Annotated in this window: 27 protein-coding genes, 1 pseudogene and 1 riboswitch; of the genes and pseudogenes, 7 read left to right on the top strand and 21 right to left on the bottom strand. The window is 32.1% G+C overall.

Features of this window, described 5'->3' with window-relative positions; all coding sequences use genetic code 11:
* The first annotated feature begins 75 nt into the window (after positions 1-75).
* Positions 76-1,878, top strand: a complete 1,803-nt coding sequence (locus tag HNR33_RS22060; protein WP_429088017.1) for a heme NO-binding domain-containing protein — start codon at positions 76-78, stop codon at positions 1,876-1,878.
* 170 nt (positions 1,879-2,048) lie between these two features.
* On the opposite strand, the gene HNR33_RS22055 is transcribed toward HNR33_RS22060, so the two are convergent.
* The 8 genes and pseudogenes from HNR33_RS22055 to HNR33_RS22020 all read right to left on the bottom strand — a co-directional run bounded on the left by HNR33_RS22055 (position 2,049) and on the right by HNR33_RS22020 (position 9,562).
* A complete protein-coding gene (locus HNR33_RS22055) occupies positions 2,049-3,503 on the bottom strand; it encodes an aminotransferase class I/II-fold pyridoxal phosphate-dependent enzyme (RefSeq protein WP_429088015.1) in 1,455 nt (484 codons plus the stop codon).
* A 238-nt stretch (positions 3,504-3,741) separates the two neighbouring features.
* Positions 3,742-4,674 (bottom strand): magnesium transporter CorA family protein, encoded by a 933-nt coding sequence (locus HNR33_RS22050; protein WP_429088012.1) that lies wholly within the window; start codon positions 4,672-4,674, stop codon positions 3,742-3,744.
* Positions 4,675-4,927: 253 nt separating this feature from the next.
* A riboswitch (M-box (ykoK) riboswitch) is annotated at positions 4,928-5,091 on the bottom strand.
* A 66-nt stretch (positions 5,092-5,157) separates the two neighbouring features.
* Complete coding sequence (locus tag HNR33_RS22045) at positions 5,158-5,487, bottom strand: YmaF family protein (protein WP_429088010.1); 330 nt, start codon at positions 5,485-5,487, stop codon at positions 5,158-5,160.
* An 87-nt stretch (positions 5,488-5,574) separates the two neighbouring features.
* Positions 5,575-5,838: a metal-sensing transcriptional repressor gene (locus tag HNR33_RS22040; protein ID WP_429088008.1), complete on the bottom strand. Its 264-nt coding sequence runs from the start codon at positions 5,836-5,838 to the stop codon at positions 5,575-5,577.
* A gap of 17 nt (positions 5,839-5,855) precedes the next feature.
* Complete coding sequence (locus HNR33_RS22035) at positions 5,856-6,062, bottom strand: heavy-metal-associated domain-containing protein (protein ID WP_429088005.1); 207 nt, start codon at positions 6,060-6,062, stop codon at positions 5,856-5,858.
* A gap of 61 nt (positions 6,063-6,123) precedes the next feature.
* Complete coding sequence (locus tag HNR33_RS22030; RefSeq protein WP_429088040.1) at positions 6,124-7,959, bottom strand: copper-translocating P-type ATPase; 1,836 nt, start codon at positions 7,957-7,959, stop codon at positions 6,124-6,126.
* 141 nt (positions 7,960-8,100) lie between these two features.
* Positions 8,101-8,442 (bottom strand): annotated as a pseudogene (locus HNR33_RS22025) (heavy-metal-associated domain-containing protein); the annotation flags it as partial.
* Positions 8,443-8,833: 391 nt separating this feature from the next.
* The gene (locus tag HNR33_RS22020; protein ID WP_429088002.1) at positions 8,834-9,562 is read right to left on the bottom strand and encodes a Crp/Fnr family transcriptional regulator; all 729 of its coding nucleotides are present in this window, start codon (positions 9,560-9,562) and stop codon (positions 8,834-8,836) included.
* 174 nt (positions 9,563-9,736) lie between these two features.
* Between HNR33_RS22020 and HNR33_RS22015 the strand changes: the two genes are divergently transcribed.
* On the top strand, positions 9,737-10,399 hold the full coding sequence (locus HNR33_RS22015; protein ID WP_429088000.1) for a hypothetical protein: 663 nt from the start codon (positions 9,737-9,739) through the stop codon (positions 10,397-10,399).
* 66 nt (positions 10,400-10,465) lie between these two features.
* Here HNR33_RS22015 and HNR33_RS22010 read toward each other — a convergent pair whose 3' ends face one another.
* From HNR33_RS22010 to HNR33_RS21970, 9 genes are all read right to left on the bottom strand, one after another.
* The gene (locus tag HNR33_RS22010; RefSeq protein ID WP_429087997.1) at positions 10,466-10,603 is read right to left on the bottom strand and encodes a hypothetical protein; all 138 of its coding nucleotides are present in this window, start codon (positions 10,601-10,603) and stop codon (positions 10,466-10,468) included.
* A 13-nt stretch (positions 10,604-10,616) separates the two neighbouring features.
* Entirely contained in the window at positions 10,617-11,195 is a 579-nt protein-coding gene (locus tag HNR33_RS22005) for a 5-formyltetrahydrofolate cyclo-ligase (RefSeq protein ID WP_429087994.1), read from the bottom strand.
* Between the two features lie 135 nt (positions 11,196-11,330).
* The gene (locus HNR33_RS22000; RefSeq protein ID WP_429087992.1) at positions 11,331-11,630 is read right to left on the bottom strand and encodes a HesB-like protein; all 300 of its coding nucleotides are present in this window, start codon (positions 11,628-11,630) and stop codon (positions 11,331-11,333) included.
* 141 nt (positions 11,631-11,771) lie between these two features.
* Entirely contained in the window at positions 11,772-12,398 is a 627-nt protein-coding gene (locus HNR33_RS21995) for a prolipoprotein diacylglyceryl transferase (RefSeq protein ID WP_429087989.1), read from the bottom strand.
* Between the two features lie 3 nt (positions 12,399-12,401).
* Complete coding sequence (locus tag HNR33_RS21990; protein ID WP_429087987.1) at positions 12,402-13,001, bottom strand: TlpA family protein disulfide reductase; 600 nt, start codon at positions 12,999-13,001, stop codon at positions 12,402-12,404.
* Positions 13,002-13,010: 9 nt separating this feature from the next.
* Entirely contained in the window at positions 13,011-13,697 is a 687-nt protein-coding gene (locus tag HNR33_RS21985) for a cytochrome c biogenesis CcdA family protein (protein ID WP_429087984.1), read from the bottom strand.
* A 171-nt stretch (positions 13,698-13,868) separates the two neighbouring features.
* A complete protein-coding gene (locus tag HNR33_RS21980) occupies positions 13,869-14,813 on the bottom strand; it encodes a cation diffusion facilitator family transporter (protein WP_429087981.1) in 945 nt (314 codons plus the stop codon).
* 118 nt (positions 14,814-14,931) lie between these two features.
* Positions 14,932-16,410, bottom strand: a complete 1,479-nt coding sequence (locus tag HNR33_RS21975) for a sensor histidine kinase (protein WP_429087978.1) — start codon at positions 16,408-16,410, stop codon at positions 14,932-14,934.
* Positions 16,407-17,087 carry a response regulator transcription factor gene (locus HNR33_RS21970; RefSeq protein ID WP_429087976.1) on the bottom strand — a complete coding sequence of 227 codons (681 nt, stop codon included), beginning with the start codon at positions 17,085-17,087 and terminating at the stop codon, positions 16,407-16,409. The genes HNR33_RS21975 and HNR33_RS21970 overlap by 4 nt, the downstream gene beginning before the upstream one ends.
* 241 nt (positions 17,088-17,328) lie before the next feature.
* On the opposite strand from HNR33_RS21970, the gene HNR33_RS21965 reads away from it, so the two are divergent.
* Both HNR33_RS21965 and HNR33_RS21960 read left to right on the top strand, forming a co-directional pair.
* Entirely contained in the window at positions 17,329-17,931 is a 603-nt protein-coding gene (locus tag HNR33_RS21965) for a hypothetical protein (protein WP_429087973.1), read from the top strand.
* Between the two features lie 96 nt (positions 17,932-18,027).
* Complete coding sequence (locus HNR33_RS21960) at positions 18,028-18,288, top strand: DUF1657 domain-containing protein (protein WP_429087971.1); 261 nt, start codon at positions 18,028-18,030, stop codon at positions 18,286-18,288.
* 29 nt (positions 18,289-18,317) lie between these two features.
* On the opposite strand, the gene HNR33_RS21955 is transcribed toward HNR33_RS21960, so the two are convergent.
* Complete coding sequence (locus HNR33_RS21955) at positions 18,318-18,683, bottom strand: phage holin family protein (RefSeq protein ID WP_429087968.1); 366 nt, start codon at positions 18,681-18,683, stop codon at positions 18,318-18,320.
* Between the two features lie 146 nt (positions 18,684-18,829).
* Between HNR33_RS21955 and HNR33_RS21950 the strand changes: the two genes are divergently transcribed.
* The gene (locus HNR33_RS21950) at positions 18,830-19,399 is read left to right on the top strand and encodes a hypothetical protein (RefSeq protein ID WP_429087965.1); all 570 of its coding nucleotides are present in this window, start codon (positions 18,830-18,832) and stop codon (positions 19,397-19,399) included.
* A 90-nt stretch (positions 19,400-19,489) separates the two neighbouring features.
* Complete coding sequence (locus HNR33_RS21945; protein WP_429087962.1) at positions 19,490-19,675, top strand: DUF1858 domain-containing protein; 186 nt, start codon at positions 19,490-19,492, stop codon at positions 19,673-19,675.
* Between the two features lie 71 nt (positions 19,676-19,746).
* Here the strand turns inward: HNR33_RS21945 and HNR33_RS21940 are convergent, their stop codons facing one another.
* Both HNR33_RS21940 and HNR33_RS21935 read right to left on the bottom strand, forming a co-directional pair.
* Positions 19,747-19,971, bottom strand: a complete 225-nt coding sequence (locus tag HNR33_RS21940) for a glutaredoxin family protein (protein WP_429087959.1) — start codon at positions 19,969-19,971, stop codon at positions 19,747-19,749.
* Positions 19,972-20,166: 195 nt separating this feature from the next.
* Positions 20,167-20,391: a glutaredoxin family protein gene (locus HNR33_RS21935; protein WP_429087956.1), complete on the bottom strand. Its 225-nt coding sequence runs from the start codon at positions 20,389-20,391 to the stop codon at positions 20,167-20,169.
* 255 nt (positions 20,392-20,646) lie between these two features.
* On the opposite strand from HNR33_RS21935, the gene HNR33_RS21930 reads away from it, so the two are divergent.
* Complete coding sequence (locus tag HNR33_RS21930) at positions 20,647-20,913, top strand: late competence development ComFB family protein (protein WP_429087954.1); 267 nt, start codon at positions 20,647-20,649, stop codon at positions 20,911-20,913.
* 18 nt (positions 20,914-20,931) lie between these two features.
* Here the strand turns inward: HNR33_RS21930 and HNR33_RS21925 are convergent, their stop codons facing one another.
* A complete protein-coding gene (locus HNR33_RS21925; RefSeq protein ID WP_429088037.1) occupies positions 20,932-21,243 on the bottom strand; it encodes an ArsR/SmtB family transcription factor in 312 nt (103 codons plus the stop codon).
* Positions 21,244-21,476: the final 233 nt, after the last annotated feature.

Below are 21,476 nucleotides of genomic sequence, written 5' to 3'. Positions count from 1 at the left end.
TTGTCGTTGTATGTATAATTACATATAATAAATATTGTTATTTTTGGAAGGAGGAAAAGGGGCAATCCCTAAAATATGAAAGGAACTATAGTTTCCGCATGGATTAAGACATCAAGAAAATTATATGGTGATTCAATAGTAAACGAGGCCATGAATTCAGTAGGCATACAACCTAACAGAATATTTAAACCTACTGAAGATATTGAAGATTCGTATGCTAGAGGAATAGTTGAAGACTTATCTAGAAAGCTTGGAAAAGAGCCTTATGATTTATGGAAAGAAATAGGTAATGATAATGTTTTGACTTTCTCTCAAGACTATCCAGCATTCTTTGAGCACAAAAACCTATATTCATTCTTAAAATCTATGTATGATGTTCATGTTGTTGTAACACAAAAGATACCTGGAGCAAGACCACCTATTCTGAATATGAGAGCCATTGATAGTAATAAGGCAGAGATGACATACAGCTCTAAAAGAGGTATGTTTGGTTATTTTCATGGTATGCTCGAGGGTGCTGCAAAGTTCTATAATGAAAATATAACAGTAGAAACTATTGAAAAAACGGATGATTTCACAAGAATACATATTACTTTTGCTGAACAAATTTACTATTTTAAGAAATATAGATTCAACAGACTTCTTTCTTTTGGTTTTATAAAAAAATTCGAACTTAAAGTTGCTATAGCTTCTTTAATACTTGTTGGAGTTCCTAGTCTTATGCTATCAATATTGGCTAACAATACTATAGCCTCTGGAGCTACTCTTGCATTAAGTTTAGTAATTCCTTATTTAGTAACCAAGTTATTATTGTCTCCCTTAAAAAGTATAGTAGCTCAGCTTAACGATTTAAAAGAAAGAAATTATGCTGAAGAAAATGATATATCAACTAATGATTTTTTTGAAGATATAAACAAGCTTATATCAGAGTATAAAGATGTTATAAAAAGTGATTTTGTTGGATTTAAAGGTATGACAGATGAACTCAACGTATTCAGTGATAAGTTCAATGAAATATCTATAAACATGAATAACACTTCTAAAGAAATTTCCGGTGTTGTTGAGCAGGTAGCACAAGGGGCAGTTAGCCAAGCAGAAGAAACAGAAGGTTCCGCGTATCTATTAAACAACAATATCAACACTCTAAATCAGATAGTTGATAATGAGAATAAGAGCAAAGAAGAGCTTGAAAATGTAGTAAACAGAATAAGCAAAGGATATGATGAATTAAGAAATACTTCATCAAGTCTGGAAAGCATACTTGGTGAATTTGAAACAGTAAAGGAAAATAGTTTACGTGTACAAGGTAGAGCTAAGGATGTCACAAAGATAGTTGAAGCTGTTGAAAGCATTGCTGACCAAACCAACCTTCTTGCATTAAATGCTGCTATTGAAGCTTCACGTGCTGGTGAGTTCGGAAGAGGTTTTGCAGTTGTTGCCGGGGAAATTAGAAATCTTGCAGAAGAATCTAAGTCAGCTGTAAAGGATATAAACGAAAATCTTGTTTCCTTCATAAGTGAAATTGACTCCGTTGTAAAACAAATAGAGCAGCAATACGTTGTGTTAAATAATGAAAATGATAACCTATCTAATGTAGCTGATACTAATCATGACATTGTTATTTCAATTAAGGATGTGTCTAATGGATTAATTGAGATGATAACTCAGCTCACTCAGGAAACACAGGCTATAAACAGAGTGTCTGAAAACATTGAGTCCCTTGCAGCTATCGCAGAAGAAAACTCTGCTTCTTCTGAAGAAGTAAGCGCAAATGTAACTACTTATGCTCAAGAAATCGAAAAAATGATGGAAAACATAAGAGAATTTAAAAAGGTTTCTGAAGCATTCAAAAAAGATTTAGAAATATATAGAATGTAATATTTGCAAAGAAAAATCTATTAGCAAATATATGACTATTTAAATTTGAAAAAAGAGAGTTAAAAAGAATAAAAGAAAACCCGTAAGCTTGACAATGGCATGTTCACAGAACATAAAGCTTACGGGTTTTCTTTTATTTTAAACTGGAATAGTTTCTCCAATATATTATTCTATACACCAAGTACCTTTATAAATTCAACTTCTGGATCTTCTGTACCTTGCAATGAACTGTGCTGATTTTTCAACATCTGTACATAATTGATAATATCTTCACTTATTCTCTCACCAGGTGTAATTATAGGTATTCCTGGAGGATATATCATTATTGACTCTCCGCTAATCTCACCTTCTGCATCTTCAAGCTTAACTAATTTTTTCCTGCTGTAAAACGCATCTCTAGGTGAAACTATAACCTCAGGATTTTCAAGTACTGAAGTTTTATCAAAGTTAACTTTGGTTCCTCTATATTTAGAACTTATATCTCTAAGTGCCTCTATTAATGTATTAACTGACTCTTCTGTATCACCAGTGCTTACCAAGGCAAGAATGTTAAATACATCTCCCATTTCTACTTGAATATTATACTCATCTCTCAGAATATCGTAAACTTCAAAGCCTGTAAGCCCTAGCTCTGATACATTAATCCCTAACTTTGTTTCATCAAAACCAAAAACACCAGGTGTTCCTATAAGTTCAGTACCAAATGCATAAAGGCCTCGTATTTTATTTATTTCTTCTCTTACATACCTGCTAAGCTCAAGAGCTTTCGTTAATAGTTCTTCGCCATGAACAGCCAATGTCTTTCTGGCCACATCTAAGCTGGACATCAGCAAATATGAAGCACTAGTTGTCTGAGTCAAGGTAAGTACAGTTTTTACTTGTTTAGGATCTATCAATCCTTCTTTTAGTAAGAGTATCGAGCTTTGAGTGAGTGCCCCTCCAGTTTTATGTGAGCTTACAGCACACATATCTGCACCAAGCTCCATAGCATCTGGTGGTAATTCATTGTAAAAGCTAAAGTGTGCTCCATGCGCCTCGTCAACTAATACTGCCATACCATATTTATGTGCTAATTTAACTATTCTCTTAATGTCTGATGTAGCACCATAATATGTTGGATTAACTAAAAATACTGCTTTTGCATCAAAGTGCCTAGCTATAGCCTTCTCTACTGTTTCTAAGGAAACTCCCATAGCTATACCTAAATCTTCATTTATTTCAGGCTGCATATACACAGGCTCAGCACCACTTAAGATAAGTCCATTGATGGCTGATTTGTGTGCATTTCTAGGAAGTATTATCTTATCTCCAGGCTCACAGACACTCATAATCATAGCCTGTACCCCTGAAGTAGTTCCGTTCACTAAAAAAAATGCATGGTCAGCCCAATAAGCTTCTGCTGCTAGATCCTGCGCTTCTTTAATAACACCTATAGGATTGTTTATGTTGTCTAGTGGTTTCATAGAGTTAACGTCTATCTCAAGCACCTTATCTCCAACAAAATCTGCAAATTCTTTTAAGCCTTTTCCGTGCTTATGACCAGGCACATCAAAGGGAGTAACTTTCCTCGCATGATACTCTTTCAAAGCATCAAATAAAGGAGTTTTATTTTGACTTGTCAACATTACAATCACTCCTTTTTTTAATTCAATATAAGCATAATTGAAATTTTATACTAGTAATTTTATGTTGTCAATAATATTTTTTTCCATAAATATTATTGTTCTACCCAATTTTTACATGAACAAAAACATAAATCATAAATTATATGTTTCTTATTTTAAACTCATTTATTTTTTATAGTATCTCCCAAAATAAGCGTTTTAACTCAAAAGAAGATTCGAATACTCGAATCTCCTTTAATTAAAACATCTTCTTTTTTGCCAATGCAAATACAGCTATTCCTCCAAATAATATTGTCATTCCAATAATCATTAAAAAAGCATGTGGTGAATTTTGAAGCGGCAATCCTACGTTCATTCCATAAAAACTAAATATCATCGTAGGTATAGACATTACTATTGTTATAGATGCTAAAAATTTCATAACTATATTAAGATTATTAGATATCACTGATGCAAAAGCATCCATCATTCCACTAAGAATATTGCTATATATATTAGCCATCTCTATAGCCTGTTTATTTTCAATTATTACATCTTCAAGCAAGTCTTGATCTTCCGGATACAGTTTTATAAACTCTAGCTTGAGAAGCTTCTCCATGACTATTTCGTTAGCCTTAAGAGATGTTGAAAAGTATACTAAGCTTTTTTCTAAATCTAAAAGTTGTATAAGTTCTTTATTTTTCATTGACTTGTGAAGCTGTCTTTCTATTTTGTTGCTCATCTTATCAATTTGCTTTAGATATAATAAATACCTTGTAGCCATCCTAAAAAGGATTTGAAGTACAAATCTATTTTTCTTAAAAGTCCAGAAATTCTTCACTCGATTTTCTTTGAATTGATCAATAATATAACTTTCTTTTAAACAAATAGTAACTATGTTGTTTTCTAGAACTACTATTCCTAATGGTAATGTGTAATAAACATATGAACCTTCGTCCTCTTCTACCATAGGAATGTCAACTAATATAAATACATGTCCATCTTCCATCTCAATTCTTGAGCTTTCTTCATCATCTAATGGCGCTCTAAGAAAGTCCATATCTACATTTAGCGTCTGATTCACTTTGTGAAGCTCATCTTCTGTTGGGTCTATAAGGTTTATCCAAGCTCCATTTTCAAAATCATCGATTTCATATAGGGAGTTGTCAATTGTTTTGTAGATATTTAGCATATTATACACACCTCACTACAATATATTTCCCTTGCCATTTCCCTATTATGTCTACAGAAATCATATAATTCAAAAACTATGAAATAAACCTATTATCTATATGATGTGATGAAAATAGGGAAAAACATGGGATATTAAATTTTAATAATCTATCCGTCCTATACAAACTAGGCCCTTCGTCCACTTCCATCACACTCCTCACAAATTAATTATTTTACACAATAAAAAAAACCTCCCACCAAGTGAAAGGCACACAAAACCCAACACCTGTTGGGGTTTAGCACTATATAGCTTAGGTCATACCAGCCACATTAGATATAACCTTTTCGATTATAACTGTTTTACCCATTGGCATCTCTGGATGTTTCTGGGCAGTGGCATATTTCTATATAGGAGCCTCTCCTAACCAGGTTATCTTATTATACTTATATCTTATTCTATAATGTTAACATTTGCAAGGGAAAATGCAGGTAATAAGCAAATTTATTTGTATATCTGTTTAGAAGTATTGTCTCTGTATCTATGAATATGCTCATCCACATAGTCTGTTCTTCCTTCAAAATAATGTATGTGTCCTCCTTTTACATGAATAGGTCCGCCGGTATACCCTCTATAAAAATGCCTATGCCTATCATCTACTGTAGTATATCCCTCATAGTAGTGAACATGACCTTTCATCGAACGAATAGATTCGCTAGTATATTGTCTATATCTATGATAATGGCCATCATCATAAGTTGTTCTGCCTTGAAACTGGTAAATATGTCCTACTCTTGATGAGCATCGATAATAGCTATCATAGAAATCATACATACAAATCCCTCCTTAGATGAATCTGGTTGTCTTCTTGTTCTATAGGGATATTCATCATAAGGAGGAATTGTTACTTAATAAAAAATACTATTTAATATACTTATCTATAATGGTTATGATCTCGTCTATTTTCTCGTCACCCTCGCCATGGAGGATTGCCTCTTTGACGCAGTGCTTTATATGTTGGTCAAGTATACTTAAGTTTGCCTTTTTTAACAACGCTATTACTGCCAGTATTTGCTTAGAAATATCTACACAATATCTCTCATCTTCAAGCATTTTTATAATGCCTTCTATCTGTCCTTTTGAAGTCTTTAAAAGATTTAAAGCTTTCTTTTTTTCTTCATTCATCTTAATGCTCCAATCTATTATTGTATTTCTGTTACTTTAAATCCCACTTCTTTTATCGCTTCTTCTATAACGTTATTATCTACACTGTTTGCTTCTATTTCTGCCCTTTTTCCAGCAAGATCAACACTTACAGAGCTTACTCCTGCTATTTCACTCAAAGCACCTTTCACAGCCATAACACAGTGCTGGCAACTCATACCCTCAATAAATATTGTTTTTTTCATAATATATACACTCCTTTTTATGTTTTATTAAGTGAGTTAGGGAGTTATCCCCTGACTCAGTCTACCTAACTTTAAATCTCTTAAGTCTAAGAGAGTTGCTTACTACTGAAACTGAACTAAATGCCATTGCTGCTCCTGCTATCATAGGGCTTAGAAATCCCAGTGCAGCTAAAGGTATTCCAGCTGTATTGTAGGCAAACGCCCAAAATAGATTTTGTTTTATTGTTCTCATAGTTCTCTTGCTTAATACTATTGCTTTAACAATATCTGTTAGTTCTCCTTTTATAAGAGTTATATCTGCAGCTTCCATAGCTACATCTGTTCCTGTCCCTATTGCAAATCCAATATCAGCAGCTGCAAGAGCTGGTGCATCGTTTATACCATCCCCTACCATACCAACTTTTTTCCCTTGTTTCTTTATTTTCTCAACATTTTCAGCTTTGTGTTCAGGCAAAACTTCCGCTAGTACATTAGATATTCCTACTTGTTTTGCTATGGCATTAGCTGTTCTCTTATTATCTCCTGTTATCATATATATTTCTATATCCATTTTTTGAAGTCTTTCAATGGCTTCCTTTGAACTCTCTTTTACAGTATCAGCTACTGCTATAATTCCACTTGCATTACCATCTAAGGATATCAGCATAGCTGTTTTGCCTTCATCTTCAAGTCTAGAAATATCTTCTTCTATATTATCTATCTGGATTCCTTTATCTTTCATTAGTTTTCTATTTCCCAAATACACATCTCTTCCATCTATATACGAGTATATACCATGCCCTGGTATTGCCTCAAATTTGGCTGATTCATCTATTTTTATACCTTGTTCAATAGCACGATTTACTATAGCTTGCCCTAATGGATGCTCAGATGATTTTTCTGCAATAGCTGCTATTCTTAGTATATTATTTTCATCTTCTTTATAAGAAATTATATCTGTGACTTCAGGTTCTCCCTTAGTTATGGTTCCAGTTTTATCAAACACTATAGCATTTATTTGATGTGCTTTTTCCAAGTGCTCTCCGCCTTTTATAAGAATTCCATTTTCTGCACCTTTACCTGTTCCAACCATTATAGCAGTTGGTGTTGCTAATCCTAATGCACATGGACAAGCTATTACTAATACTGCCACTGCACTTATAAGTGCATGTGTGAAGTCTCCTTTTACAAAATACCATAATAAAAACGTTACTAATGCAATACCTACTACTGTTGGTACAAATACTCCAGATATTTTATCTGCAAGTCTCTGTACAGGAGCCTTCGAACCTTGTGCATCCTCTACAAGCTTTATTATCTGAGCCAATGCTGTATCTTTTCCTACTTTTGTCGCTTTAAATTTAAACGTACCAAATTTATTTATTGTTGCTCCTATAATCTCATCTCCACTTTTTTTGTCAACAGGCAAACTTTCACCCGTAAGCATGGATTCATCAACTGCAGAAGCACCATCTGTTACTATGCCATCTACTGGAATCTTTTCACCAGGTCGTACAACAATTATATCGCCAACAGCTACGTCTTCTATAGGTATATCTTTCTCTTCTCCATTGCGTATGACTCTTGCAGTTTTTGCCTGAAGCCCCATAAGTTTTTTTATGGCTTCTGAAGTTCTTCCCTTTGCCAATGCCTCCAGCATCTTTCCTAATAAAATTAATGTAATTATAACTGCTGAAGCTTCAAAATAATAATCCATAACCCCGATTATTACGTTGTATACGCTATAGAAATATGCTGCCGATGTACCCATAGCTACAAGTACATCCATATTTGCTCCGCCACTTCTTAATGAATGATAAGCTCCTTTATAGAATCTATGTCCTATTATAAATTGTACTGGAGTAGCTAATATAAGCTGGAAATAGCCGTTAGACAGTATAGAGTGAACGCCTGCCATATGAAAAAACATAGCAGAAAATAAAGGTAAACTAAGTATTAATGAGGCAATAAACAGTAGCTTTAAGTCCTTAATTTCTTTTTCTCTTGCCTCTTTTTCTCTATCTTTATTTTCTTCTTGTTCTTCAAAGGCATTATATCCTGTTTTTCTTACTACATTTATCAGGTCATTAGCTGAAACTTCTGCATCTATAAATTCAATCGTACCTTTGTTAAGTGCTAGATTTACATTTGCGTTAGTTACTCCTTTAGTCTTGAGCAACGCTTTCTCTACTCTAGCTGAACATGCCGCACAAGTCATTCCTTCTATATTTATAGTTATTTTAGTAGAAGGAACCTGGTATCCTGCTTTTTCAACAGCCTTAATCATATCTTCTACAGAAAGTTTGTCTTTATCATACTCTATTGTTGCTTTTTGAGCTATCAGATTAACCACAGCTGATTTTACGCCGTCTAGTTTCGATAGAGAACTCTCTACCCTCGTAGCGCAAGCTGCTCAGGTCATTCCGATTACACTTATAGTAACCTTGTCAATTGCCATACTAATCTTCTCCTTTATCAGTTTTATGCTGATATTATAAACATCAATCATCAAAAAATTTTTAAAATGATGTATTTCCTTTAAGATTGACTATTTATAATATATTTACCCTAAAAAGATAAAATAATTAAATCATCTTATCTTCCCCCACCCCACCCTGGGTGTGATTTTATTATAGCATCTATATAGTATTTTGTAAACAAGACTTTTACCGAAATTAAGAAAGTCTTGTTTTGAACATACTTTGCGGAAAGTTTCTATTAAGGAAATCTAGACTTTCCTCTTCATCATAAGCAAAAAAGCCCTTACTTTTTAAGTAAAGAGCTTTTTATATCTAACACAAGCATTCTAAATCTTCAATTTTGTGGATAACAATTTTCTTATTTCCTAACAATTCAATTATGCCTTCATCCTGCATGCTGCTTAGTTTCCTGCTTATAGTTTCCCTAGTAACGCCAATGTAGTTTGCCATATCCTCTCTGCTTAAAGGGAGCTCTAGCTCTATAGTGTTGCCATTTGGTTGACCAAAATCCTTAATAAAACTTATTAGAAGTCCAGCTATTCTTGCCTCTATATCTTTAGTACTAAGGTTCTGTATTAGATTCTCTAACTTAAGTATTCTATCATATACCACTTGTAGTATTTTTAACGCTATTTCTGGATTATGCTTTATTATATTATCAAAGTCATCCTTAGTGAGTTCACACATATTAATATCTTCTAACGCCTCCGCATTAAATTTGTATTCATCTTTTTTGAGCAAGCTCAAGTCTCCTACGAAATCTCCCTCCGAAAGGATGTATAGTATTTGCTCTTTTCCCTCTTTTGTATATTTAAATACTTTTATTTTCCCTCTATTTATGACATAAAGCTTATCTGAAATATCTCCTTCAAAAAATATAATCTGTCCCTTTTTATATTTCTTTCTCGTTATCTTATCGGTGATTTCTTTTAATTGTTGTTCTTGCAAAATAGAAAATATGGATACCTTGTTTGCACAATACCTTCCTTTACATCTTTTACATGCATCTTCTTGCCCACAAATGTCAGCTATTGAATCCATCATAATTCCTCCCCTTCGAACAATTATTCCCTCTAATAATTATTAAAGATTAGAATAAATAATAACTTTATTACTCAACCTAGTATTGAAAATATTCATAATAGTATAATTAGATACTGTCATTGTTTATAGCTGTATGTCTATATTATAAACTAAAGGGAGGTTTTTTTGAATATGAGTAAAGCTCTTGCACCAATACATTATTGGTTATTTAATAAAATACTGCTTCACGAGAAACTGGAAGAAGAAATAATCCAGAAGTTTAGTGAACAATTTGGAAATAAAGTGTATGATTTTGAAAAAGATAATATCGAAAAATATGGTGATAGAATACCTAATGTTTCTTTAGAAGGATTAATAGATACAAATAATATTCATGGTTGGCTCCAAAACAAAATAAGCACAGCTGAAACTAGGCAAGCTGGTATATTAGCTGATTTATTCAAAGAATATAAAAACAATGGTATATTGTTAGCAAAACTTGTATATGAACAGAATGGAATTAAATGTGGCAATGATGCGCGAACAAAATATAGTGTTAATTCTCCTAAAGAAATATATGATGTTCTTAACAATTACATACTAGATGGCATGCCATGTGATAATGTAAATAATATAATAGAATCTGACAGTAACTACTTAGAATACACTCAGGTTAGATGTTTACATATCATATATTGGAACAAGGTAGGTATAGACCCTAGAATAATGTATGATTTGAGGTCTACATGGAATGGAGCCTTTGTAAATGCAGCTAATCCAGAATTTAAATATCAAGTAGATGTAGAAAATATAGGTGGAATAGAAGGTTTTAAATACAAGATATATAGAAAATAATAAAAATATTATAAGCCAAAGTAAACCGTAGATGTTTTCTCATTCTACGGTTTTATTCTGTGCTTCTTAAATATGACACGGACTATAACCGCAATTCATACAAATAAAGCATCCGCCTTCTGGTTTCATTACACTTCCACACTCTACACATATATTCTTTGCAAGTTTATTTTCAGTTTTTTTACTTTCATTTACATTTTCCATTCAATTATCCCCTTTACCTGATAATTATTCTTTTTTCCGTTACTACGTAATCTAATGGAATATCATAATATTCCGTTGGAACTGATGTTATAATTTGAAAATCATAGGCTAATCCTACCGTAGGAATCTTAAAGTTTAACTTCCCAAGAAATCTATCATAGTACCCAGCACCAAATCCAATTCTATAGCATCTTTTATCAAATGATATGCCCGGAACAATAATTAAATCAATGCTTTCTATATCTACTGGTTTCACTATGTCACGTTTAGGATGCATATAGCCAAAGCTGCTTCTTACAAGATCCTTCTCCACATCCTTGATTTCAGTAGGAACTATTTTTGTTCCATTTTTTATACAAAAAGGTATAATAACCTTTTTATTATGTTGTTTACAATAATCTATCAATCTAAATGAGTCTACTTCATTGTTAAAGCTTAAATAAAGCATTATATTTGAGCTTTTCTTAAATATAGGAAGCTTTACTAACGTAGAGATTATCTTTTCACTTAGTTCATCAACTTCTGATTCGCTCATATTGTCTCTTATATCAAGAATACTTTCCCTTATTTGTATTTTCTCTAGCTCTTTCATCTCTTCCCTCCCGAACGATACTAATAAGTATATATCCATGTATCAAAACTTTAATCATGGTATTTTTTTACATGTATGTATAAAAAAAGAGTAGAAGGATTAACCTCTACTCTTTTTGATTTATCAAATAATTTATTAACAGGATGATCCACCTTTGTTTGGCGTAATATGGAATCCTTTTCTTAACCAATCATTTACATAATCTATACTAAATTCTCCATAAGAATTTATTAAATCTTTTTCAACCAAGAAATTTAAGCCACCTACATTAGCAACTTCATCATTTTCTTTTTGCTCATCCAGAGCTAAACCAAATGATGGGCCACCTCAGCCAACGCCTGCTATATATACCCTTACGTCTTTATTATCGGAATTTTTCTTATCAATTATTTTTCTTAATTCTTCTTGAGCTTTATCAGTAACTGTTATATTCATTCTAATTCCTCCTTGTATTTTCTATTAATAATTATATACCCATACGGGGTATATTGCAAACATTTTTTATCATATATTTAGCATTAGATCAATAGGTCTTATTTATTCTCGGTAAATATTTAGCTAACAGTAATTTAATTGTTAGTATGCATAAAAGTGTCTTATAACGTAATATCCTAATATTACGATGATAAAAGTAGCATACGTCACTTTTTTTGAAAAAGACTCCTTAAAGTTTATAGATTCAATAATGGCGCCAAGTAAAAATAAAAGTGATATATATACTACTGTAGGGTGCCTTTGAGTTCCCAGGTAATTAATGGAAAAAACACCATTATACTCTTTTCCTATTAAAAATCCATCAAAAAATAATGACCATATACCTATTGCTATAGAGAAATAAAGCGGTAGTACATACACTTTAAACATATTGTAGAATGATATATCATTCTTTTTTGAAAGAATATATAATACACCTAATCCTACTAATATCCCTCCATATAAATATAAATTCATATGGGACAGCTTTATTATTGAAAGCAAGTCATCCTTAAATAAGTTATAATTAAATAGAACATAAAACAGCCTAGCACCTACAAATCCAGTTATTAAAAGAATGAAAAAGATGTCATCTATCTTTGATTTGTTCATGCCTTTTTTTGTAGCAGCGCATTTCACTGCAATATTACTTACAACTATGGCAATGACTGCTAAAGCTACAAACCAAGTAACTGCAAATGACTTATAAGTAAAAATATAGGGATTCATACCTTACATCCCTTTTACATTTTCAAGCATTTGGCTAATTTCTGCATAGGACATAGGGCCTGATTTTATTGCTCTGATTTTTCCTTCTTTATCAATCATAAATGAAGTAGGTATAAAGGCAACATTGTAAGTAAAGTTAACATCTAACTTTGCTGTATCTAATAAAACTGGAAAACTATATCCTTTATCATCAATAAACTCTTTTACATCTTCTTTAGCTTCCCCACCATTTACTGCAAGTATTACAAAGTCTTCATCTTTTTGCTCTAGATATATCTTATCTAAGTCAGGCATCTCTTCTCTACATGGAGGACACCATGTAGCCCAAAAGTTAAGTAAAACAATCTTTCCTCTATAATCCTTTAGAGATACTTTATTCCCGTCTAAATCCTCCAGTGTGAAGTCTGGCGCTTCTTCTCCAATATCAATTATATGCTGTGAAGTTTCCTCCTGTTCGTTACTACTATCTTCTTTATTTTCATCAACATTTGAAATATTGTCTTTTTCTGACGTGTCTTTGTTATTCATATTGAATCCAAAGTATGCCGCAGCACCTATGACAAAAACTGCTATAACAATCAGTATTAAATTTCGCTTATTCATTTTACCCTCCTATAAAAATAAGTTTGTTATTACATAAATCTTGTTAAAAAATATTAGCAAGCCAAGAATAACTACAACTGCTCCACTTATCTTCATTATATAAGGTATAACCTTTTCAGACTTAGTTAGCATCCTGCTGAACTTATTTATTAATAATGAAGTCAATATAAATGGAATAGCTAATCCTAAAGAATATGACAAAAGCAAATAAACTCCTTTTGATACTGTAGCAGTGGTGCCAGCATATATTAAAATAGCCCCTAATACTGCTCCAACACATGGGGTCCATCCAGCCGCAAAAGCCATCCCAACTAGGATAGAACTAAACCATCCCGTTATTTTAGGCATCTTCACTTTTATCCCTTTTGATAAAAAGTTTAGTTTTAATATACCCATCATATTAAGTCCTAAACCAACTATAAGAATACCACTAAGTTTTGTAAATTCACTTTTATATAGTTTAAATATTTTTCCCAAAAAACTGGCCGATACTCCCATTATCATAAATATTATTGTAAAACCTATAACGAATCCTAACGTTCTAACAAGCGCGAATATTTTTTTGTTATCAAGCTCTTCTTCAAAGGTGGTTCCAGTAATATATGTTATATAAGCGGGTATTAAAGGAAGTACACATGGTGAAAAAAACGATAATAGTCCTGCAGCAAAGGCTGCTGGAATCGATACATCTAACATAAAATTCTCTCCTTTTTGCTTGTATTGCTTATGCAAATCATACCATATAGGGGTATTTTTTTCAAGTCATAAAAAATTGTAATTAGTAAATAGAAAAACCCTATGTTTGTCATGATAGCTTAAACATAGGGTTTCTTGACACGTCTATTTAATGTTTTGGGATTATCTTTTCTACTTAACTATAAAACAGCTATTTTTACATTCTTTGCACTCTATATGATCAATGTTTTCACAGGGGTTTACGTGTACTAATACATTTTTTACGTTATCTAAGTTGCTATAAACTATTTTTTCAACTTCTTCAGCAAACTCATGCCCTTCATATACGGATATATCAGGCTCTACACATATTTCTATGTCAACAAAAACCTTTGAACCGTGCTTTCTAGCTTTTAAGTCATTTATATTTTTTATTCCTGTATCATTAGATATTTTATCAGCTAAGAATATAAGCACATCTTCATCTAGAGAAGAATCCATAAGCTCGTTGTATCCCTGTAGAAACAGTTCTATCCCTACCTTGATTACTATAATAGATACTGCTAATCCAGCTAAAGGATCAAGTATGCTATATCCCATTCTAGCACCTAGTATACCAATTAGTGCAGCTATAGATGATAACGCATCTGATCTATGATGCCATGCGTCTGCTAATAAAGCACTACTGTTTATTTTTTTGCCTGCATTAAGCGCTAATCTGAACTGTAATTCTTTAACAAGTATTGATATTAAAGCAGCCCATGCAGCTAATGAGCCAGGAACCTTTGTGTTCTCCGAGATCATCATCTGTATTGCAGAAAAGCCTATCTTAAACCCGACAGAAATGAGAAGAAGTGATAAAACAAATCCTGCTATAGATTCTGCCTTCTCATGTCCATATTGATGCTTCGAATCTTCGGGCTTTTTGGATATGAAGAATCCTGCTATTATACCAATAGAGCTCCCAACATCTGAGACTGTATGAATCCCATCAGCCATCATTGCAGTTGAGCTGGCTATTATTCCTATTCCTATTTTCGCTATAGCAAGAGCTACATTTATTATGATTGTGACCCAAGTTATCCGGTTTGCTATCCTATATCTTTCGTTTTCGTCAATTACATATTTACTAGACAAATAGAACACCTCATTTTCAATTGAAATATCTATATTATCATTATACTACAATGACAATATAAATGTAACCCTGTATTTTTCAATGATATGAGGTTTTTCTTGTTATCGGATATCATTCTCAATTGAGTACAGTTTGTAATTTAAACCAAAACTCTACACCATCTTCAGTGTTAGCTACTCCATATTCTGCATTGTGTAGCTGTAAGATACGCCCCACAATAGATAAGCCTAGTCCAGTACCACCATATTTTCTTGCTCTTGATTTGTCAATTTTATAAAAACTTTCCCATATTCTATCAATTTCTTCATTTGGAATATTGTTGCCTGTGTTGTGTACACTTACTCTAGCCAAATCACTGTCATATTTTATTGATATATCAATCATACCTTGATTAGACACATGATTAATCCCATTATTAATAAAATTTACAAGTACCTGGTCAATTCTTGTTTTATCAGCACTTACTAATATCTCTTCCTGTTCTTTGTTCAATATTATTTTTATGTTTTTCTTACGAATTATAGGTTGATACTTCTCTATAACTCTTTCAACTACTTTACATATATTGAAAGTTGTCTTCTCTATAGAATATTTTCCTGATTCTAACTGAGATAGCTGCAAAAGATCCTTAACTAGTTTTTCCATTTTTTGAGACTCATCCATTATTACTTCGCAATAAAAATTTCGAGAAGATTCATCTCCGGCTATGTTATCCTTAAGCCCTTCTGCATATCCTTGTATTAATGAAATAGGGGTTTTCAATTCATGGCTTACGTTAGACACAAATTCTTTTCTCATTTTTTCAAGACTTCTTTCTTTTTCTATGTCTCTCACTAGCTTTTCATTGGCTTGATTTAGCTCTGTTATAGTCTTATCAAGCTTCTCAGATAGAAAATTAATGCTTTTACCTAGTTCGCCTATTTCATCATTGCTTTTGATATTATATTTACTGCTAAAATCTAGCCTAGACATCATCTGAGCTACTTTATTTAGCTCAACTATTGGTTTTGAAATAACCCTACTTCCTAATAATGCTATAATTGCTGCTATTATGAGAGATATCATCCCAATATACACATAAAAATCTTTGGCTATGTTTACACTTTCTTCAATGGATGCTGCAGAAGATTCAATAACTAATATATCACTATCAGCAACAGGAGCTAAAAGCATCAATACTCTTGTATCAAGTCTAGGATGTTTATATATGTTAAAAACTATTTCGCCATTTAATACTCTTTGGATATCATTTCTAGATATCTGCTGGAGTCCTGATGCTCCTCTCATCATCCCCTTTCCCATTCCAAATCCCTGTCTATCGTTATATGTAGCATACTTTATATCTCTGCCTTCAGATATTATTGTTATGCCTCCATTTATTTCATTTTCTATCTTTTCAAGTTTATTGAATATAGAATCAATGTCTCCTGTATACTCAGTTTGGATTTGCCTCGCACTCTCTACAATAGCTTCTTTCTTTCTATCTAAATAATATTCGCCTAGATATCTTGTATTTAATACCCATACTATCATAATTATGGTTAATGCAAATAAAATGGAACCGATAAATAGTTTAAATGCAACAGTTTTTTTCATTTTAACACCTCAAACCTATATCCTATTCCTCTGACTGTTTGTATCAAATCATTTTTATCCAAAAGCTTTATTCTCAGTCTTTTTATATGTGTATCTACTGTTCTTGCATCTCCAAAGTAATCATATCCCCATACTTCATTCAGCATGCTATCTCTAGTAAGAGCTTTTCCTTGATTTTGTACAAGATAAACTAAAAGCTCGTATTCTTTTGGTGTAAGCTCTATTTCTTCATTGTCTATGAAAACCTTATGAGCCTCTTTGTCTATTTCTATTCCACCTATCGATAATAAGTCTTCATTATTAGCACAACCATTGCTCCTTTTAAGAAGTGCCTTTACTCTTGCTACTAAAACTTTTGGACTAAAAGGTTTTGTAATATATTCATCTGTACCTAAATCAAAACCAAATAGCTCATCAGCTTCTTCTGACCTAGCTGTTAAAACTATAATAGGTATACTAGAAATTTTTCTTATTTCCCTTAACACTGTCCAACCATCATACTTTGGAAGCATTATATCAAGTATTAATAAATCTATCTTTTCATCTTCAAATATTTCTATTGCTCTTTTGCCATCCTCAGCTTCTAAAATACTGTACCCTTCTTTTTTAAGATAATCTCCCACTAACCTTCTCATCCTATCTTCATCTTCTACGATTAGTATCTTTGTCTTAAACACCCTTTTCACCCCTATATTTATATTGATAGATACTTAAATTCAAATCCAAAATATACATAAATATGATCGTTCTGTTATGTCCATATTCAGTTTCAGGTTTCAATGCTGGTTACATATATATTATACTAAAAAAATAAAAGCTGAAACAATTTTCACTAAACCTTGCTGCTTTCGTCACAATTCTGTCACATTTGTCGGGTAAAATAAAATCAAATAAAAAAACTTTCAAGGAGGTAACAAAATGAAAAGTAAAAAATTAATTATTACTTTAAGTATTCTTGTGTTATCAATTAGCTTATCAGCTGGATTTGTTTTTGCTGATAGTAATGACCAAACAAATTCTACACCTATTAGATATGGCTGGAATCTTGGATTTGGTAGAGACAATGTGATTGATGAAAAAAATGCATACAATATTACAGAAGATGATTTAGTAACTATAACTGGTACTGTTTCAGATCTTAACACAACTGATATGCCATATAACATGAAAATAAAGGATAGTGATGATAATATTACTGATGTACATTTAGGTCAAATTGTTTCTTATGACACATTTAAAGAATTAGAATTAAAAGAAGGTAGTAATGTCGAAGTTACAGGTATAGAAAGAACTTTCAAAATTGATAATGAAAATGTATCTGTATTAGCGCCATTTACTATCAAATCCGGAGATAAAGAAGTTAAACTAAGAGATGAAAACAATAGACCTATATGGTCAGGACAAAATGGGCAAGGTCAGGGAAAAGGAATGAGAAACGGTCGAGGTCAAGGAAGAGGGATGGGAAGACAAATGGGTAATGGATTAAATCAAGCCAACTGTCCATTTCTTAATCAGCAATAATTAAAAGGCAACTAAAAAGTTGTCTTTTTCCTTTTTTTGTAAGTTATATTTTCTTTGATTGTGCAGAAAATATAACTTGAAAAGGAGGTAATACAATTGACAACTATTAACAAACTTGAACAAGCTTTAGCCAGTGCAAAAGGACTATCTGCTGATCTAAAAACCTTTTCAATGGATACTAATGACCAGCAAGCTCAGCAAATGTTTTCACAATTATCAACTCAAATGGATAATATAGCACAGATGATCCAATCAAGAACAGATTATGTTAAGTCTGAAGAACCTCAGTATGCTCAAGAAGCAATGGGAATACCGCAAAATCAGCAAAATAAACTAAAAAATAATCAGTCTCAATAAAAAGGAGTCAGGTAAACCCTGACTCCTTTTTATAATGCTTTTCCTGGTATTATCATATCGATTATTCCTACTGCCAATGCTCCTATTATAGCACCTAGGACTGATATATTAAAACCAGGTACTATGAATCTTGTGACGTAAAGAATCACAGCGGCTACAATAAATCCTGTTATTCCTCTGCCAAACGGTGATGCATCTACTCCTGCAAACCTCTCTACTAAGTAGTCTAGTCCAGCTATTACTATACTAGCAATTAATAGGCTCCACAAACCATTGATACTAAATCCTGGTGTGAAAAATGCAGCTATTCCCACTACTACAGCAGTCAACACCACTCTTAATATTATACCTGTTACACTAACATCATTATTTTTTGCTCTTTCTCTATCAGCCATTTTAACACCTCCTACTCAATATTGTCGCTAAAAAAAACTTTTTTATTCACCATATTTAATTATTGCCATTTTTTAGTCTAAGTATATTTTATTTTAGATTGGTAATAACTATATTCAACAGAGCTAAATTACTAGGAGTGTTACTTGTGGATAAAAAAAATCTTCGTAGTAGATTTAATAACGCTAGAGACTTTATTTCTAATATCTGTTTTAAAGTAATAGCTATATCATTTTGCCTATTCACATTCATTCTTATTATAACCTCTATGTCACTAACTTATAAGCTGGTAGTGTTGAACGAAGATATCAAAGATATAGCCGGATTTAAGCTCTATAAAGTAGCTAATGAAGATCTTACATTAAGCCTTGATAGAGGAGACCTAGTCATAGTGAGAAAAGTCCCTAAAAACAAGCTTTCAGAAGGTGATGTGGTTACATTTTTTAATGGTTCCTCCATAGCATCTCATAAAATAGATAGTATTTTAGAAAACAAAATTATTTTAAATAAAAGTGATAAAGGATACGACGATAAGCTTCAAATAGAATATAATGATGTCTTAGGAAAATATTTTTTCAGCATTTCTAAGGGAAACTTTTTACTATCTGTCTCTAAAAACCCATTTTTTACTTTTATTATTTTTCTTATATTACTGATAAATATATCTTTTCTATTTAGGCTCTTTTCTGTAAATAAAGCTGGCTTTAGAAAAAAATAATGATATATCTTTATAAGTGTGATTTTAGTCACACAAATTTTTATAAAATGTGGTATTATTATAATAAATATATTTTAAGGAGGAATTTAAATGGCTATAAATAAAGATATGCTTATAGGAGAACTTTTGAGAGAAAAGCCACAAGCTGCAGAAATTTTAATGAGATTCGGTATGGGTTGTATCGGATGCCCTTCTTCTCAAATGGAATCATTAGAACAAGCTGCAATGGTTCATGGAATCGATTTACAAAAGTTATTAGAAGAGTTAAATAAGTAATTAAATAAATGAAGAAAAATTTAACCCGACTGATATATCAGTCGGGTTTGTTGTTTTTTGTTTATACTTATCTATAAAAGTTGTTCCAATCTTGCTCTGTCAAATCCTACTATTTCTTCTCCATCTACGATTATTACAGGTACTCCCATATGACCTTTTTGCATTAACTCTTTTCTTGCACTAGGATCTGTCTGTATATTTTTCTCTGTATAGCTTACACCTTTTTCTGAAAGATACTCTTTTGCAGCAACACAATATCCACATGTATTACTTGTATAGATTGTCACATTTGCCATTTTATATTCCTCCTTGAACTTTTATTTGTATTCTTATTATACCCTATAGGGGTATAATAAAACAATGTTTTTTTGTTTTTTTAAAACACCTATTATATATTATACGTCTGTTTTATAAATGTAACTAACGATTATTTCTATACAAACAAAAAAATCTATAGAGATATTCAATATCTCTATAGATTTTGATTTTGCTTATAATAATTCTTCTAGTCTTGCTCTGTCAAATCCTACTATGTCTTCACTGTCTACAACTATAACTGGAACTGCCATATATCCTTTTTGCATAAGTTCTTTCCTGGCACTAGGGTCTGTTTGAATATTTTTCTCAGTGTAGTTTACACCTTTCTCCGAAAGGTACTGCTTTGCAGTAGTGCAATGTGGTCAAGTATTACTTGTGAAAATTGTTACGTTTGCCATAAAGTTATACCTCCTACTATAGAAATAATCTATTAAAAAACTTTTTATTATAGACTATTTCTATAGTACCCATCAAATTCCTCTTTTAATCAAAAAAGAAAAAATATTTATTTTTAAAAGTGCAACATCATAAATTATATGCCATTTTTCGACAAATTGTTACTTTTAGTCCTTTAGCCCTATTGTTAATAGTCCTTTAGTATGATATTTTATTCATTAATTACGAAAAAACTTATCCTATAGAAGGTGATGAATGTGGTTGATAACTATATGGAAATGTTAGTTAAGGATATACTAGATGAAGTGAAAAATAATTATAATATAAACATGTATGAAGGCCAACTGGATGATATCCAAGCCATTGCACTAAATAATCTTCCACCAAAGTACTTTTTATCATCTGCTAGTGCTGGTGAAAAAAAAGCTTTTCTTTTAGATAGGCAACGAAGAATAAGTGTTTTGGCAAAAGTGATAGAGGCTATAGAGTTAGTGTGTAACGATGTAACTGCTGATAGCCTTTAATATATTGTATTCACATCATTATTCATGTATAACATGCTCCAGTCCTTGATTAAACAACTGCAATACATGGTCATCATCTAATGAATAAATAGCTAGCTTTCCTTCTTTTCTATACTTAACAAGTCTTAAATTTCTCAGTACTCTAAGTTGATGAGATATAGCTGATTGGCTCATGTTCAGTAGCTCTGCTATGTCACATACGCATAAACTGCCTTTTGAAAGCATAAATATTATCTTTAATCGTGTGGGATCTCCAAGTGCTTTAAATATCTCAGATAACCCTAATACTATATCTTCAGATAGTATGTCTTTTTTTATTATATTTACCATTTGCTGATTTACTTGTTCAACCTCACAGCTACATTCTTTATCTATGTCTCTCAAATTACTTCCTCCCTTAGGTATGATTATATGTTTATTATAGCATATTGCAATTATTACCTAAATTATCATTTTATATAATTGATCAATCAGCACCACCCGTCTAACGGGTGGTTTGCTCTGCCCCTATAAGGGGCTGTTACCGGCCAGCGCCTAAAGACGCTGGCTTTCACATTGTTCAA

It is taken from the genome of Brassicibacter mesophilus (assembly GCF_050433385.1).
Classification (GTDB): Bacteria; Bacillota; Clostridia; order Tissierellales; family Proteiniboraceae; genus Brassicibacter; species Brassicibacter mesophilus.
Note: the sequence above shows the minus strand (reverse complement) of the source record. Positions and strands in the feature narration are given on the sequence as shown.

Coding starts and splice junctions, on each gene's coding strand:
- HNR33_RS22060 (WP_429088017.1), top strand. CDS start 76: ATGAAAGGAACTATAGTTTCCGCATGGATTAAGACATCAAGAAAATTA.
- HNR33_RS22055 (WP_429088015.1), bottom strand. CDS start 3,503: ATGTTGACAAGTCAAAATAAAACTCCTTTATTTGATGCTTTGAAAGAG.
- HNR33_RS22050 (WP_429088012.1), bottom strand. CDS start 4,674: ATGCTAAATATCTACAAAACAATTGACAACTCCCTATATGAAATCGAT.
- HNR33_RS22045 (WP_429088010.1), bottom strand. CDS start 5,487: ATGTATGATTTCTATGATAGCTATTATCGATGCTCATCAAGAGTAGGA.
- HNR33_RS22040 (WP_429088008.1), bottom strand. CDS start 5,838: ATGAATGAAGAAAAAAAGAAAGCTTTAAATCTTTTAAAGACTTCAAAA.
- HNR33_RS22035 (WP_429088005.1), bottom strand. CDS start 6,062: ATGAAAAAAACAATATTTATTGAGGGTATGAGTTGCCAGCACTGTGTT.
- HNR33_RS22030 (WP_429088040.1), bottom strand. CDS start 7,959: ATGGCAGGCGTTCACTCTATACTGTCTAACGGCTATTTCCAGCTTATA.
- HNR33_RS22020 (WP_429088002.1), bottom strand. CDS start 9,562: ATGGATTCAATAGCTGACATTTGTGGGCAAGAAGATGCATGTAAAAGA.
- HNR33_RS22015 (WP_429088000.1), top strand. CDS start 9,737: ATGAGTAAAGCTCTTGCACCAATACATTATTGGTTATTTAATAAAATA.
- HNR33_RS22010 (WP_429087997.1), bottom strand. CDS start 10,603: ATGGAAAATGTAAATGAAAGTAAAAAAACTGAAAATAAACTTGCAAAG.
- HNR33_RS22005 (WP_429087994.1), bottom strand. CDS start 11,195: ATGAAAGAGCTAGAGAAAATACAAATAAGGGAAAGTATTCTTGATATA.
- HNR33_RS21995 (WP_429087989.1), bottom strand. CDS start 12,398: ATGAATCCCTATATTTTTACTTATAAGTCATTTGCAGTTACTTGGTTT.
- HNR33_RS21990 (WP_429087987.1), bottom strand. CDS start 13,001: ATGAATAAGCGAAATTTAATACTGATTGTTATAGCAGTTTTTGTCATA.
- HNR33_RS21985 (WP_429087984.1), bottom strand. CDS start 13,697: ATGTTAGATGTATCGATTCCAGCAGCCTTTGCTGCAGGACTATTATCG.
- HNR33_RS21975 (WP_429087978.1), bottom strand. CDS start 16,410: ATGAAAAAAACTGTTGCATTTAAACTATTTATCGGTTCCATTTTATTT.
- HNR33_RS21965 (WP_429087973.1), top strand. CDS start 17,329: ATGAAAAGTAAAAAATTAATTATTACTTTAAGTATTCTTGTGTTATCA.
- HNR33_RS21955 (WP_429087968.1), bottom strand. CDS start 18,683: ATGGCTGATAGAGAAAGAGCAAAAAATAATGATGTTAGTGTAACAGGT.
- HNR33_RS21945 (WP_429087962.1), top strand. CDS start 19,490: ATGGCTATAAATAAAGATATGCTTATAGGAGAACTTTTGAGAGAAAAG.
- HNR33_RS21940 (WP_429087959.1), bottom strand. CDS start 19,971: ATGGCAAATGTGACAATCTATACAAGTAATACATGTGGATATTGTGTT.
- HNR33_RS21925 (WP_429088037.1), bottom strand. CDS start 21,243: ATGGTAAATATAATAAAAAAAGACATACTATCTGAAGATATAGTATTA.